Here is a 16,142-nt window from a genome sequence, read left to right as displayed (position 1 = left end):
TGGCGACTTTTGAGTGTTTTCCAAATAATTCCCGAATTATTCCCAAATTATTCCCAAATCACATTGGCTGGTTTCCATGATGCTTCCCCGTTCTCGAAACACGTTTTTTACTTCTTAAAATCTTCAAAGAATTAGCAATAACATCTCTTGTTTGCTCTGGATCTATCATTGCGTCAATCTGGCCAGTTTCCAGCGAAAGATTCGCGTTTACAGTGGTATTTTCGTAATCTTCAACAAGCTTTTTTCTTAAAGCGTCAACATCTTGACCGCGCTCTTTTGCTTTTTGCAAATCCTTGCGATGAATAATGTTTACAGCTCCTTGAGCACCCAAAACCGCTATCTGGCTGGTAGGCCAAGCGTAGTTAAAGTCTGCGCCCATAGACTTTGAGCCCATTACAATGTATGCTCCACCAAAAGCCTTGCGTAAAATCACAGTAACAAGCGGAACTTGCGCGTTTGCGTATGCGTAAATCACTTTTGCTCCCCTGCGAATAATGCCCGCGTGCTCCTGATCCGACCCTGGCTTGTATCCAGGAGTGTCTACAAGAGTTACAACAGGAAGATTAAACGCGTCGCACAATCGCACAAATCGCGCTACTTTTTCGGAAGAATTAACGTCTAGAATTCCAGCATTGACTTTAGGCTGATTTGCCACTATTCCAACAGGATGACCTTCTATGCAAGCAAAACCGACTACTGCTGATGCTGCGTAAAGCTCTTGAACTTGCACAAATTCGCCATAATCTACGATTGCGCGAATAACGTCTAAAACGTCGTACGGCTGGCGATCATTGCTCGGAACAATAGTGGCAAGCTGCTTAGCGGTTTCTCTGTCTGCGCGCGTGGCAGCGTATGCGAATGTTGGCGGATTTTGATTGCAATTTTGCGGCAAATAAGCCAAGATTGTGCGCGCATAGTCAATGGCGTCTGCCTCGTCTTCGCCCAAATAGTGAGCAACGCCCGAAGTGGAGTTATGCACATATCCACCGCCTAAATCGTCCATGCTAATTGACTCGCCTGTGGCAGCCTTAACAACATCTGGACCAGTTACAAACATGTTGGAGTGTTCGCGAGTCATGATTATAAAATCCGTAAGAGCAGGGCAATAAACTGCGCCACCAGCACAAGGTCCTAAAATCAAGGAGATTTGCGGAATTAAACCGCTTGCTTCACAAGTTTTTTTGAAGATTCTGCCATATTGCGTAAGCGCGTTAACGCCTTCTTGAATGCGAGCGCCGCCCGAGTCGATTAGCGCAACAACTGGAACTGCAAGCTGCAACGCCATGTCTAGAAGATGGCAAATTTTCTGGCCTTCAGCGCGTCCAAGCGTGCCGCCACGAACGGAAAAATCCTGAGCATAAACTGCCACTTTTTTGCCGTACACTTCGCCAAAGCCAGTGATCACAGCGCATCCTGCAACATCGTTATTTATGTCTCCGCCATTAAAGCGGCCGATTTCTTCAAACGTTCCCGTATCAAAAAGCAAATCCAAACGCTCTCTTGCCGTAGATTTTCCCTTTGCATGCTGGCGCTCTAAAGCATTCTGTTCAGCGTCTCTAGCAAGGCGAGCCGCGTGTTCTACGGCTGCTTTTCCACGCTGAGGCTGCGTAGGCTGCGCATTTTGCATAGTTTGTGCGTCTTTACTAACTTGCGCAGCATCTTTATTAACATCTTTTGCAACTTGTGTAGCATCTTTAGTAAGCGCACTCATTTTGCACTACCGCCTTTAGTCACGTCAATTGTTACAAGCTTTTCGCCTGCTTCTACACCATCTCCAGGCCCTACAAAAATGCCAGTAACTACGCCAGCTGCAGGTGCATAAACGTAGTTTTCCATTTTCATGGATTCAAGAACAGCAAGTAAATCGCCTTTGGCTACGCTCTGACCTTCCGCAACGTTTACGCGCGTAATCACAGCTTGCATTGGAGCAGAAATCACGCCAGGAGCGTCCTTTGGAGTTTCCGACTTGTGAGTGTCTCCTCTTAATCCTCGTCCTCTAAGAGGCTGCGATGCGCGAACCGTGCTTCTAACTCGTGCAGAGCCAGTAAGATTGTCTACAATATCTTGCGGAATCGTAAGTTTTACGCGCTTATTGTCTACTTCTATTACAAAAGACTCCATTTTAGTTGTCTTATTTTGCGCGTCTTCACCAGACTTATTGGAATCCAAAGAAGCAGGCTGTCCACCATTTGCCGCTGCAGCAGTGCGGTTCAAATACTTGCGTTCAAGCCATTTTGTAGAAATATCAAAATCGTGATCTTGCGCTGTAAAATCTGGGTCGTTAAAAATTTGCTCAAAAAGCTTAGCAGGAGTAGGCACTCCCTCGATGCAAAGCTCCTTAAGCGCGCGTCTTACTCGAGCAATTGCCGCATCGCGATTTTGAGCCGTAACAATAAGCTTGCCCATCATGGAGTCGAATTTTGGAGACACGCTATCTCCAACTTCTACGCCAGAATCCACACGAATTCCAGGACCAGATGGCCACTCTATTTTTGTTATCGTGCCTGCACTAGGCGTAAGATTCGTGGCTGGGTCTTCCGAAGTGATTCTAAGCTCAAAGCTATGCCCGCGCGAAGGATGATTTTGCGTAAGCTCACCGCCGTCAGCAATCGTAAGCTGTTCGCGCACAAGATCTAGTCCGCTAACTTCCTCACTAACTGTATGCTCCACTTGCAATCGTGGGTTCACTTCCAAGAAGTAAACTTTGTGTTGAGATGTCACCATATATTCACACGTGCCCAAACCAACGTAGTCAACAGCTTCAAATAGGTTACGAGAATATCGGTGAAGCTGCGCGTTCTCGTCATCGGTAAGGAATGGCGCTGGTGCTTCCTCAACCAACTTTTGGTTTCGGCGTTGCACCGAGCAGTCGCGCGTGGAATATATGGTGAAGTTTCCATGCGAATCGCGGCCAACTTGTGTTTCCACGTGGCGCGCCTTGTCTATAAAACGCTCAATAAAGTACTCGTCAAGGTCGCCGCCTTGCAAAGCGTCGTGGTTCATGTAGAATCCGCGAAGCTCGTCATCGTTGTGCACAACGGTTATTCCGCGGCCGCCGCCGCCATCTGTGCGCTTCATCATAACTGGATAGCCGTGTGTTTGCGCAAAAGTCAACAATTCTCGAATGTCTTTTACAGGCTCCGATATGCCTGGTACGGGCGGCACTTTAGCGCGAGTTGCCACGCGCCGAGCGGTTATTTTATCCCCTAAATCAATAAGCGCTTCTGGCTTCGGGCCAATCCACACAGCGCCAGCATCAATCACCTTTTGCGCAAAACTCGCTACTTCCGATAAAAATCCGTAGCCTGGGTGCACAGCATCCGCTCCGCTTTTATGCAAAATGTCTATAATCGCGTCTTCGTTTAAATAAGTGTCTCTGTACGTGTCTCCAGAAAGCGCGTACGCTTCGCTTGCCATCTCAACATACTGTGCTTGACGGTCGGATGCCGCATAAATAGCTACAGTTTGTATTCCCATTTCTTGAGCAGTGCGAATCACTCTAAGCGCGATTTCGCCGCGATTTGCCACAAGTATTTTTTTGATATTCGTAACCATACGTTACAAGTTATAGGAAATTTGGCTTATAGTATCCGTGAATTTGAACAAAACATTATGCGATTTTTTGTAAACTTCTCCAACGCGCAGCGCTCGATTTTTGTCTAATCTTTGATTCAGCAACGAAAAACAATACGAAAGAAGGATATCGTGGCTAATTTTGAATCTAACTCTAGTGCAAACTCTGGCGCAAGCTCTAGTGCAAGCTCTAGCGCAGTTGCATCTAAGGCTTTTGACGTTAATCGTTTGGCTATTCCGTTTGCTAAGGCATTTTTGTTTACTGTTCTTATTAGCGCTGCAACTATGGCTGGCGCATTGCCAATTCCTGGAACTCCTGTTCCTGTGACTTTGCAAACTTTGGTTTTGGCTTTGGCTGGTCTTACTTTGACTTGGCGTCAGGCTGTTAGCTCTGTGCTTATGTACCTTGCGATTGGTGCTGCTGGAATGCCAGTGTTTGCAGGCGGAAAGAGCGGCGTTGTGGCTTTTGCAGGCCCTAGCGTTGGATTCCTTGTTGGATTCGTGTTCGGTGTGGCTGCGATTGCGCTCGTAAAGTCTGCGCTCGAAGGCGTTGTTAATGCCGCTATGCCAGAGGATTCTGTTGCTAAGAAATTTGCACGATTTGGCGCGTATTTTGCAGCATCCGTTGTTGGTTCTCTTGTGATTTACGCATTCGGATTTGTAGGTCAATCGCTTATGATGCATTTGCCTGTTTTGGCAATCGCCGTGGCTTCTACTGGCTTTATTGTTGGCGATATTATTAAGGCTGCAATCGCTAGCGCTGCTTGCGCAGGATTGTATGGCGCGTTTAAACGCAATCACAATGCGTGATTAAGTGCATTGCATGATGCATGATGCGTTATGCGTGATTCGTAACGCGCTATTCGTTATGCGTGATTCGTAATGCGTTAACTATTCTAAGACCGCAGTCTCGTCGCTGCGGTCTTTTTTGTTCTAAACGCTAATCGCGCAATCCCTCCTCCCGCGTTTGTTCCTTTTTTAAGCAAATATGACTACAAACGCGTGCAAAAATAAACGATACTTAATACGACGCATACCCTAACTATTCATATGCTATAGGAAAATTCATCGATTTTGTAGAAACTAGATAATAGTACCTATTATGCTTTCTTGAACTATTTTATCTCAGGTACGGCTATACGTACAAATGCCAAAATAGATATTATGCAATGAACAACATATCTTTCAATATGCGTATTGCCAACTACTTCATATTTATTTCAAAACATGTAAGGCGCCACATTGCATATGCATGAAAGCGCCTTACAATTTGAAAATATATATAAAATGAAATCAGAATTTAACGACTAACACTCTCACTTACTGTCTGAATTGCTTTCAACGCAGATTCTACAGTAGCGTCTCCTGTATAGATTTTCTGCATTTGCACTGCAATTTCATCATTAATCTCCTGATAAGCTAACTTTCGCGCAAGTTTTGAGCGAGCCTGACCTTCAGTGACAAGATCAATAGAAATCTTAGCCGATTGTGTCGCATCATCTGGAATTTTGACCTTCATGTCTTTATCTACTGGAGCGCCTTGCAAAGTGTTAATCCACTCCTGTTGCCCATCGCCAATAGTCATAAACTCAATGAATTTCATTGCAGCTTCCTTCTTTTTGGAGTCTTTGTTAACACACAAACCGAAGTCAACGCCAGTAGTAGAACCAGAATTTTTATTCCCTATTGCAGGAAATTCAATCATACCTAATTCATCTTTCTCAATTGCAGTTCCCTTAGTCTCTTCATTTGGTAAAACAGCAGAAACATGCCAAGAACCTGTAGGGAAAAATGCGGTTTTACGAGCATAGAAGTAATTATCACGAGCATCTGGATATGTGGATGTTCCTACAGCACCATCTTGGAACAATCCATCAGCTATCATCTTTTTCCAAGCCTTCATGGTTTTAACAAAAGTTTTGTCAGTGAAAGATTTCTTTCCAGCTGCTGCAGAATATATGTCACCCTCTCCATACTGATTTGACAGCCATACAAAAATGTCATCAAGATGCCACCCATCTTTAGCACCAAGAGCAAGAGGCATTAATCCTTTGGATGTAAGAATTTTATTTGTTTCCAAAAGTTCATTGTATGAATGAGGAACCTTAACACCATTCTCGTCAAGAAGAGTTTTATTGTATAAAATATACTCAGATCCAGACGTGATTGTAGGCATTGCAACCATTTTTCCGCTCATATTGGTTGTTTGTTCAACAGCCCCTTTAGAAACTTTAGAATCCCATTCTGGCATGTACTTGTTAGCGAGCTTTTTCATATCCGCAGCAAAACGACCATATTGTTCAACAGTAGACCCAGCCTGTACTCCGAATATATCTGGGCCATCGCCTCCTGCCATAGCTGTTTGTAGTTTTTTCTGATAATCAGACATTTCAGAGGTACGCCACCACTTGATTTTAATATTCGGATATTTCTTATTAAAAACAGAATAAATTCTCTTCCATTGAGCATCAGTAGGCTGCCATGTCCAAAATGTCAAAGTGATAGGCTTATCAGTTGTTCCTAACCCCTCATCAGATTTACTAGCAGAACTTGAACCGCATCCAGCAAAGAGTCCAATTGACATGGCAACTGCTCCTAAAGCTGCAATAATCTTATTCTTTTTAAACATAGTATTCTCCTTGTTTTATTAGCGTCTTTCATCAACGCAATAGTTTTCACTTCTTTGTGATATCTACTTAACCCTGACAAATTGCCAAGATTATAGTGCAATTTATTCAGTTTTTCACACTCCTTTCTCCACGTGTTCTACGGATTTATCAACTGAAATACCTAATGAGGTACGAGTATATCCAGTTATGGAAGCTTCACTAAGGGTAATATCTACTACTTTGTTTCCAATAAATGGCAAGCGCCAACTATGATTACGCACATGAACAAAAAGCATCCTATCAGAAGCAGCAAGGCGCACAGTCCTCAATACTCGTCCTCTAATATCTCTTCTTGCATCATCTTGCAAGTTCAATCTCGACGGTTCTTCACAAGCTATAATAGATTTTCCATCACGCAATAAATCAATACAATTCATACATACCACTAAGCTGTATTTGCCTATATTAATTACTGACTCCGAGCGATCATTAGTAAGCGCAAAGTCTATTACACAACGGTTACCATTAAGCAAATTGCGTAATCTCATTCGCGATGAAGTAACATTAAACGGTTCCACCTCATTGCTTGTAAGACGAAAACGATCGACAACATTAATCTCGTTCACAATATTGCATAGAGACTTTCCCCATAAATTAACATGATTTACAGCAGAGAAAGACGAAATTGCAGAATCATTATCTTTTACAATTACACCACAAAATCCTTGTTCTGAGCTAATATCACTTATCGTCGCTACATATCGACCATCAAGGCGAGCTTCCAAAATTCCGTATTCACGTGATACAACTAGCTCATGCCAATAAGATAAATTTATGTCAGAAGGCAATATAGTATTTATCTGTCTAACTATTCCAGATACACTATCTATCACTTGCAAACAATGCAATCCAACATCAACCAGAACGTAAGTGTAATTATTGTTATCAAAATAACGAGGGATTAAGCCAAATCTAGATCCTAACGGACCATTACCACCCTTCACCCACAAACTAATAGTTAACGTTGAAGAAATAAGAGGAGAAATTGCCGAAAAACCATCACGATCATAAGAAGATATAGAAGGTTGTCCATCAATTTCCAGAACATGTGCAGAACCAGATATTATATTCCAATCCGATGGAATTCCATCAGTAAAATCAGTGCATACATCAGCAGATAAAGGAGCATCACATACGCAATTTGAAGGTCCAGTAGTATCGAGCAATCCCTCTGAATAGTATAGAGGATCTATACGCATAACACGTTTCTCAGTACCATCATGCAATTCATCTGAAGCATCACGACCATGATAAACCACCCAATCATCAACCCCATTTGGTGCTTTTACTATAGAGTTATGACCAGTACCTTCAACTTTATCAGAACGTATAATAAGTGGATCAAAATGACCATTATTACATTGCTTTACCCATGAAAGCTTGTCTATATGCCTATCAGAAGGAACCTTAGGTAATGTAGCAACTGAATACCCAACAAAATAATCTTCATGCTCATAAGCATTGGCAGAATAGGTGATAAAACCTTTGTCTCGGAAAGTAAAGTATGTAGCACCTTCTACAGTATGCCAATCTCTCCCATCTCCAAAACGATTACGAGCAAAAATTTCTTCATCCATTGTAGGTAAAATTAATGGCTTCGGAGATCCTTCTCGCTTGTATGGGCTTACCATTCTGTCAATCATCACAGAAGTACCAGGTCGTAAATTAGATAAACCACATGCCTGATTATCCGCATACAGCATGTATAACTGATTATCATCTCCAACAACAACCTGTGAATCAATAGCGAATGTATCAAACAGTTCAGCTTTCTTTTCAAATGGACCAAGAGGATTTTTACTTACAGCAACACGCATAATTTCTGTATGAGTATCATTTTCACACTGTGGCATATTTGAAAAATACATATAAAAAATACCATTAATCAAAATTACAGAAGGTGCCCAAAAATTCTTTCTATTATTTTCTGTGTAACAATAACCATGTGATACCCAACGAACCATGTCTGTAGATGTTGAAACTAAAACACCATTTTTGTCAGTAGCATAGCAATAGTACAAATTACGATATCGAATCACAAATGGATCAGGAGCAGTATGTTTTTCACCATCAGAATACTGAACTGGATTACTATAGTGTTTTTCAGTCAACAACATGTTTAAACAAAAATCGGAATTGCACTCATTATGCAATGCACTTGAATTCACATTATTGCTAACATCAACGCATCCTACGTTTAATGAACCCATAGTATTACTCCTATACATTTGCTTAGTTCTTTACTGCTCCAGCAGTAATACCAGACTGAAGCCATTTTTGACTAATCATGTAAACAATTACTGACGGTATTGTCATAAGAATCAATGCAGCATATTCTTGTGAAATCATCTCTGGAGTTTGACTTCTTGTTTCCATAAAATATGTTGATGCCAGAGTGACAGTGTACTTACTTTCATCTCGTATAAGTAACAGAGGAATTAAATACTCATTCCAGCTATATACAAATGTTAGAACTCCAGTAGTAGCGACCATAGGCGTGGAAATTGGTATAAGTATGCGTGAATAAATACTCCAAGTAGAACAACCATCTACTCTCGCGGCTTCAATGATTTCGTTAGGTATACAATCAAAATAATTTTTCCATAGCAAAAGCATTTGCAAAGCATTAAATGCAACAAGTGGAATAATCATACCAATATACGTATTGATCAGTCCAAAAGTTTTTATTGTGAAGAATAATGGCATTGTTACCGAAGCAATTGGAACAGCCATGCAAGCGAGCATTAATATATAAATAACTTTTCTTCCGGTGAATTTCATTTTTGAAAAAGCAAAACCCGCAAGCGATGTTATAAATACAACTATTACGACAGTAGATATAGATATGAGGAATGAATTAAATACTACTTTGAAATAATGTACATTTTCATTAGTTATTACTGACTCATAACTTTTAAAACCGTTGAAGTTAAGAGATTTAGATATTGCAGTAGCTATTGGAAAAAGCCAAATCAAAAGAAAGAATACAAGTACAACATACATAATAGCGGTCGTGCTTACTTTACGTTTCATTGTAATATCCTTTCCTTAATCATCTGTTAGATCGATCATTAATAACAACTTGAATTATTGATAGAACAACAGAAATAATCAGAATCATTACTCCAATAGATGCAGAGAGACCCCCATTAAACTGTTGAACACCTGTCTTATATAGGTAAGTGTTTAGGAATTCAGTAGAACGGCTAGGACCTCCACCAGTGGTTTGAATAACAATATCAAAAGTTTTAAGAGAACCCACAATGCCTAAAAGAATCAAAGTGTTAGTAGTTCCAGAAAGATTTGGAATAGTTATTCTAAAAAGAGTATTCCAAAAACCACATCCATCGATTTTAGCTGCCTCGTAAATATCATCAGGAATTGACATAAGACCTGCGTAATAAATAATCATTGAAAAGCCCATCCACTCAAATATATTGATAGCGCATATAGAATAAAGTGCTATACGTGGATTACCCAACCAACTTTGCGATAAGAAACCAAGATGTAGAAAACGCAATGCTTCATTAATAGCACCTACATTAGTATCCATAATTATTCGAAAAATAGCAGCAATAATAACAGGAGCCATCGCAATCGGCATAAAGAAAACTGCTTTAAATAAACTAGATCCTCGTAAACGTTCCTTGAGAATAACAGCAAGAAGCAGACCAAGTGCAGCCTGGATGAACACAGTAACTACCATAAATATTATATTGTTTTTTAACGCTATCCAGAAAATAGAATTTGGAACAAGCAACTTAATATAGTTTTTTAAACCAATAAAGTCCATCTCCTTTGAAATACCATCCCAGTCAGTGAATGAAGTTGCAATTGTAAAACCTATGCAATAATAGATAAAGAAACCTGAAAGGATAACCAATGGAGCTATGAATAAGTATGGACGAATCTTAGTTTTCCAAGAGCCAATATTATTCCCACTATTTTTCATAATCATTTTAGACAAGTCATTACGATGAACAGCAGTATCATCTATAGAGCCTTTAGTCGTGCAGTTTTCCATTGCTGACATCATGAGAAACCTCCGTTGGTGTTCAGTAAATTTCTGTATCGTTTCAGATTTATTGAACAAAAACTCGCAATAATTAATGAAAAAGCAATCAATAAGAGCAAAACATCTACAGCAACAAACTTACTACTTCAAATATCTTACCCATATAGCCGTTTTCATATCTTATCTCTGAAACGATTCAGTTTTTATTTACCTATTTTAAGTATAGGATAATTCAAAATTTTGTCAATACATAATAAATAATATTGAAAATGAATTATTGAAATATATAATATAACTCTCTACTACAGATACACGCGTTAAATACTTGGAGAAGATTTACGGCACACAAGACAACAATCAACATCAATACGCTGTCGAGGAAAACGTCCACCTGATATAACTTGATCTACGATGGATTTAACTGACAATTTAGCAATCTGCTTACGACATGGGTTTACACTTGTCAAAGACGGAATTGTGTACTTTGCCTCATCTATATCATCAAAACCAACTACACGAACACTTTCAGGAATACTCACTCGCATCTCACGCAACTGACTCACTACGCCCAGTGCTAATAAATCATTCAAAGCAAAAATACCATCTGGCCTTATTCCTTGTGAATACATATCACGTACAGCTTTTGCACCTTCTTCACTAGTCCAATCACCACATTCACGAATCATTAACGGATCAAATGCTATTCCATGATCAGCCAAGGCCATCATATATCCCTTAGTACGCATTGAACGCGAAGATGGTATAACTTCATCTAGCGTTCCACCCACTACTGCTATAGTACGACATCCTGAATTTATAAGGTGATTAGTAGCCTCCATAGCACCAGAATCATTGGCTATTACCACATGCGGGGCTGGGGCATTAAAAATACGCTCACCCAATATCACCAAAGGATAGTTGCCTTTAAGCTCATCAACATCAATCGATGTCATGCATGTTGGGCTCAGTATTAATCCATCTGTCATATTACGTGACATAGCTTTGATTGAGCTAATTTCATGCTCACGATCATTTCCAGTAGATTCGACTATTATTCGATAACCATACTCTCGAGCGGCTTTAATTATTTCCTCGGCCAATTCAGCAAAATATATCTGCGTAAGATCTGGTATTGATAATGAAATCAATCCTGTATGACCACGACGTAAATTACGAGCTTGCTGATTAGCAGAATAGTCCAACTCTTCAATTGCATTCTGAATCTTTTGTTTCGTTGTAGACTTCATAAACGGATAGTCATTAAGATAATTAGACACTGTGGCCATAGACACATTAGCAAGTTTGGCAACGTCGCGTAAAGTTGATCTGCGTGATTCAGCAGACATAATATATTTCCTTAAATAATCGTTTTATATAATATGAAATTAAAGTTCTGAATGGTTTTAGAAGTAAGTGTAAATCATACCTAAGATTTACAGGATAATCTAAATTTAAAATAAATAAAATATAACGTATTAATTTGTTTATGCATTACTTAATTAAAGAAAAATGGGCATATAAAGTTGTTGCGTATAAAGAACTACAATTCGACTACAAAACCAAGAACACTTCCCCGCATTTGTTTATCAAACCACCATATCCGACAACAAACACGGGCAAAAATAAACAAACGCGGGCTAGCGTGATCAACAAAAACACAATTATATTAAAAACTTAAATTAATACGACAATACAAGGGTGCGCATGCTATGCATATTTGTTACGCAAAAGCATGCACACCCAACTTATTTCTAATTACAATTCTTCTTCAAATGGTTCATATGTCTGTTTCAAAACAAAATCAAAATATCTTACATGACCCCATTCGTCAGGATTACCAAAATGTAATACTTTCAAATTGTGATTATCATACGAAAATGCGTATAAATCTTTATTACTTATATCGTATGCAGACGTATATTGAGTCCATGGAACCAACATCTCATCATCTACCGATATTCGTAGAACTCCCTTAGGGGTGTTCTCCATTGACAACAATTGAAATACTTCATTAATCGCATTCTCGTCATCAACTGGCATAGACATTAATTTTGCATAAGCTGCTCTCAAAAATCGACTTTCTGGTTTATAGTCGCTAGGTATATCGAGTAATCCACTTATGTTCTCATCCAATCCTACATTATTCACAGCTTCATTGTTGTCATAAAGATATTTGCGATTGGTGGAACGTTCAAGATGAGCCTTCAAATTATTAAGATGCCAGTCAAAGGTCGGAGCATTTGTAAATACACCAACTGTATTTTCAAATATTTTAAAACCATTAGAAATAGAAGGTTCTACAACTATAGATCTCCCTGTTTCGTCGGAAAAAACAGCATGTTGCGGAACAGACATCCCCATCATTGGACCAGGTTCATTAACTATTCCTAAATCCGAATTGAGTGAATTAATGATCTCATCGAGAGAACGATACTGAGTTAATATCCATGTAACTAATTCTTCTCCACGAAGCGCAATTTTATTAGAATCATCAATTTCTTTCTTACTCACATATCGGAAGAAGTGATCGAAATAGAAAGACCCACCGCATATTCCGTATTCATTTATTCCATCTAAAATAACAGGGTTCTTATGCACATCTTTAGCCCAAGCAACACCCATTACTGCACATTTAGTAATAAATGGTGTATAGGTTGATTCTATAGATGTACCAGACGGTATCTTCATACCAGCATATTCAAACTCTTGTTCAAAATCTTGGGTTCTTCCCCAATATGAATTTCCTTGTTTGCTTCTTATTCCAATTCCAGTACACATTGTTATTACTCCTTTATAATAACTAACTGAAAATAAAAACTTTTTATCAATTGACTTGTGAGACTAATTCATCCTGATCATTACGAGCAGAAGGTATTGCAGCTATAACAGCACCTACTAGTGCTACAACTGTTCCAATAAGTGTAATAACGTATACTTTTGCACCTAACGCTGGAACAAGCCAGTCGATCAACACAGACCCAAGTAATTGTCCAGCCGTCGAAGCTAGTCCTAGAAGAAGTAGACCTAATCCTCTCACCAATAAAGCCATTAATGCTATAGACAATAATCCAAGCGGACCACCTAAGTACATCCACCAAGTCAATGGAAGATGGAAAGAAGTCTGACCTGTAGCGATTCTAACAATAAGAGCAATTGCTAGTACGGAAAAACCTACTATAAAGTTCCAAGTTATAGAAACTAACATAGAACCAGTTTCATTAGCCACTGCCGAATTACCAGCAGGTTGCCATCCCGCTAAAAGACCAGCAGCAAATGGTAGAACAGCTAGAAATACAACTGACGGAGCATGCCAGCTTGGTGAAACAACCATAATAGTTGCAACAATTGCAAGAATTGCACCAGATATACGAGGTAAATTAAACGGTTGCTTTGTATCTACACCTATTCCAAATCTATCACATAATAATCCAGACAAAACCATTCCGCAGATTAAAGTTGTCTGGAATGTTGCAACACCAAGTACGGACGCAGATGCTCCTTCAGAAAAAACAACCATAGCTCCACATAATCCAGCTAGCCAACTCCACCAAGGTATATTATTAGAGCGAATTTTCGAAGGAATTGAAGCAAATTGTTGTCTTGTAGACGCTCGAGAGAGAATTATGATAAACATAACAACAAGTCCCGAACCGAATGACACTACTGCGCAAGCATTGCCATCAGCTAATTCTTTTCCCAATTGTCCATTCACAGCAGATTGCATTGGAGAAAGCATACCAGCCAATACCGTTCCAATGAACAATAAAGGAACCATATAACGTTGTTTATTATTCATAATGATTATCTCCTTTCATATAATTCTTCACTCTTATAGTGAATAATAATTTTAATTTGCAATTATTAAATTTCTTTAGAAAGCCACTTAACACAATTAGAAAATAGTTGACCATATCCACTCCATTGCATAAACGCTTCCGGAGCCCAATGAGGAGCTATATCTGATGCAAAAGCAATACTTCTGCCTTTATCTACCTCATTAACAATAAGCAAAGGATTATCATCAACTTTCATGAGAATATTAGAACTTTCTTTAGCTAAAAGCTTTTGATATCCAAGAAGAATTGGAATAGGACTCAAATCATTCACAATTGGATGATTGGATACTATTTTAGGAATTACACCTTGAGGTTTTTCAGCTCTATCATCAAATGGACTTATTTCAACAGGAAGCACATCTTCAATAGATGTACCATGATAATGAGCTTTACCTTCAAATCCAGCAAAGGAAAGATATCCGCCTGCCATCATCAGTCCATGGCCTTCACGAACCCATTTAGCTAATAAATCTAAACGATTTACGCATCTTTTTCCTTCACCAAATACCCTATTAGGTAGTAAAAATGAATTACTTCCTATATCTGAAAGTATCACAACATCGTATTTGTTTAATTCATCCATTGTCCATGGAAAGTTTTCTGGAACATCATGAGCTTTTAGATGTGTAACATCGTGACCAAACTTTCTAAGAGCATCAAGAAATTCCACGCAACCAATTTCTAATTTAGTGGATGTGAATTCATCAAAACCTTTATATTCTGTAGTGGATGAAATCCAAGATTCTCCAGCTAGTAAAACTTTTGTCATATAAACAGCTCCTTTGCTTTTAATGAATAAAAACATCTCTACTTTGTAAATCTCACACATTAAGGATGTTCTTATAAAAAATAATAAATCTTTTGCGCAAATAAAACAAACACAAAAAACGCTAAAAATATGGGCTAAAAGGGCTTCATTGCTAGAATACTATAATATTTTTGCGCAAATTTTTCTATTGTAAAAGTTTTTGCGCAATAGTAGCATTAACAGTATTAAATTACTTATTAAACTATTGCTTTTTCAATAAAACTTATGGAGTCTATATGTCAATTGTTCAAGTGGCTAGAAGAGCAAATGTATCTACATCTACCGTATCGAGATATTTGCATGGTACGTTAAACGTAGAAGACTCTACAGCACAAAGAATTGACGAGGCTGCACATTTCTATAAATACACAACTAAAATAAACTCAAAGACAACTTACAAAGCACTGGCGCTTGTTATTCCTGGATTAAATAACCCATTCTATAGTGAACTATGTCAACAACTATCCATGGCAGCAGATGGTTTAGGATATGCATTAAATATTAAAATATCGCAAGGAAATCCAATAAAAGAAAGAAATATTGTTGAATCCATAATTAAAGAGCAAAAGTATATTGGACTTATATACGCTGGATTAAATAACAATAATATAGCTTTGCGTAAAGTAATACCTTCTGGAATGAATGCCGTTCTAATAGATGAGCAAATGAATGATGAAAAATTATCTAATATATCAACAGTAACTGTTGACAATTACTCTGGAGCATACCAAGCTGTCTGTTATTTACTTTCTCTGGGACATAAGAGAATAGCCTACGTGTCAGGACCAGATGGATTAAGCACAACCTCAGACAGAAAACATGGCTATTTATCCGCTTTATCAAATAGCAAAATATTATACGATGATTCTTTAATATTTTCTGGTCCATATACTGAGGAATTTGGAGAAAGTATATTCCCATACATAGTAAGTAACCCAGATCCACCAACCGCAATATTCTGTAGCTCAGATATTTCAGCACTAGGGTTACTTGGAGCAGCTGAAAGATATGGATTAAAGATACCAGATGATTTATCTGTAATAGGCTGCGATGGAATTCATATTGGCAAATGGGCGCATCCTAGCTTAACAACATTGCAGCAACCATTTGAAGCTATTGCTAAATCTACTTTAGAATTAATAAGTTTTAATGGAGAAACAAAACATATTCAATTACCATTAACGTTAACTATTAGAAATTCTACTTGCAGAATAAAAAATTAAATCATCTGAAATATACGT

At 38.6% G+C, this 16,142-nt stretch carries 12 protein-coding genes; 2 read left to right on the top strand and 10 right to left on the bottom strand.

The genetic code is table 11. The annotated features are described in order from the left end of the window. Positions 1–58: 58 nt before the first annotated feature. Both HXT24_RS02700 and HXT24_RS02695 read right to left on the bottom strand, forming a co-directional pair. Positions 59–1,711, bottom strand: coding sequence for an acyl-CoA carboxylase subunit beta (locus tag HXT24_RS02700; protein WP_422119568.1), 1,653 nt, complete (start codon positions 1,709–1,711; stop codon positions 59–61). Further along, positions 1,708–3,555: a biotin carboxylase N-terminal domain-containing protein gene (locus HXT24_RS02695; RefSeq protein ID WP_422119567.1), complete on the bottom strand. Its 1,848-nt coding sequence runs from the start codon at positions 3,553–3,555 to the stop codon at positions 1,708–1,710. The genes HXT24_RS02700 and HXT24_RS02695 overlap by 4 nt, the downstream gene beginning before the upstream one ends. Positions 3,556–3,705: 150 nt before the next feature. Between HXT24_RS02695 and HXT24_RS02690 the strand changes: the two genes are divergently transcribed. Next, a complete protein-coding gene (locus HXT24_RS02690) occupies positions 3,706–4,383 on the top strand; it encodes a biotin transporter BioY (RefSeq protein WP_422119566.1) in 678 nt (225 codons plus the stop codon). Between the two features lie 490 nt (positions 4,384–4,873). Here the strand turns inward: HXT24_RS02690 and HXT24_RS02685 are convergent, their stop codons facing one another. From HXT24_RS02685 to HXT24_RS02650, 8 genes are all read right to left on the bottom strand, one after another. Continuing rightward, the gene (locus HXT24_RS02685) at positions 4,874–6,202 is read right to left on the bottom strand and encodes an ABC transporter substrate-binding protein (protein WP_064623451.1); all 1,329 of its coding nucleotides are present in this window, start codon (positions 6,200–6,202) and stop codon (positions 4,874–4,876) included. 114 nt (positions 6,203–6,316) lie between these two features. Further along, positions 6,317–8,452: a glycoside hydrolase family 43 protein gene (locus HXT24_RS02680; protein WP_422119565.1), complete on the bottom strand. Its 2,136-nt coding sequence runs from the start codon at positions 8,450–8,452 to the stop codon at positions 6,317–6,319. A gap of 22 nt (positions 8,453–8,474) precedes the next feature. Next, a complete protein-coding gene (locus HXT24_RS02675) occupies positions 8,475–9,245 on the bottom strand; it encodes a carbohydrate ABC transporter permease (RefSeq protein ID WP_225622792.1) in 771 nt (256 codons plus the stop codon). 49 nt (positions 9,246–9,294) lie between these two features. After that, the gene (locus tag HXT24_RS02670; RefSeq protein ID WP_422119564.1) at positions 9,295–10,278 is read right to left on the bottom strand and encodes a carbohydrate ABC transporter permease; all 984 of its coding nucleotides are present in this window, start codon (positions 10,276–10,278) and stop codon (positions 9,295–9,297) included. 296 nt (positions 10,279–10,574) lie between these two features. After that, positions 10,575–11,603, bottom strand: a complete 1,029-nt coding sequence (locus HXT24_RS02665; RefSeq protein ID WP_422119563.1) for a LacI family DNA-binding transcriptional regulator — start codon at positions 11,601–11,603, stop codon at positions 10,575–10,577. A 409-nt stretch (positions 11,604–12,012) separates the two neighbouring features. Further along, entirely contained in the window at positions 12,013–13,035 is a 1,023-nt protein-coding gene (locus tag HXT24_RS02660) for a linear amide C-N hydrolase (protein ID WP_020761534.1), read from the bottom strand. 46 nt (positions 13,036–13,081) lie between these two features. Then, positions 13,082–14,053, bottom strand: a complete 972-nt coding sequence (locus HXT24_RS02655) for a DMT family transporter (protein WP_020761535.1) — start codon at positions 14,051–14,053, stop codon at positions 13,082–13,084. Between the two features lie 65 nt (positions 14,054–14,118). Beyond that, positions 14,119–14,862 (bottom strand): glutamine amidotransferase, encoded by a 744-nt coding sequence (locus HXT24_RS02650; RefSeq protein WP_004114439.1) that lies wholly within the window; start codon positions 14,860–14,862, stop codon positions 14,119–14,121. A gap of 275 nt (positions 14,863–15,137) precedes the next feature. On the opposite strand from HXT24_RS02650, the gene HXT24_RS02645 reads away from it, so the two are divergent. Continuing rightward, a complete protein-coding gene (locus HXT24_RS02645; protein ID WP_116692303.1) occupies positions 15,138–16,124 on the top strand; it encodes a LacI family DNA-binding transcriptional regulator in 987 nt (328 codons plus the stop codon). Positions 16,125–16,142 lie beyond the last annotated feature (18 nt).

The organism is Gardnerella sp. DNF00354 (genome assembly GCF_049262755.1).
Lineage (GTDB): Bacteria > Actinomycetota > Actinomycetes > Actinomycetales > Bifidobacteriaceae > Bifidobacterium > Bifidobacterium vaginale.
The sequence above is the reverse complement of the archived record's forward strand: the minus strand, read 5'-3'. Positions and strand labels throughout refer to the sequence as shown.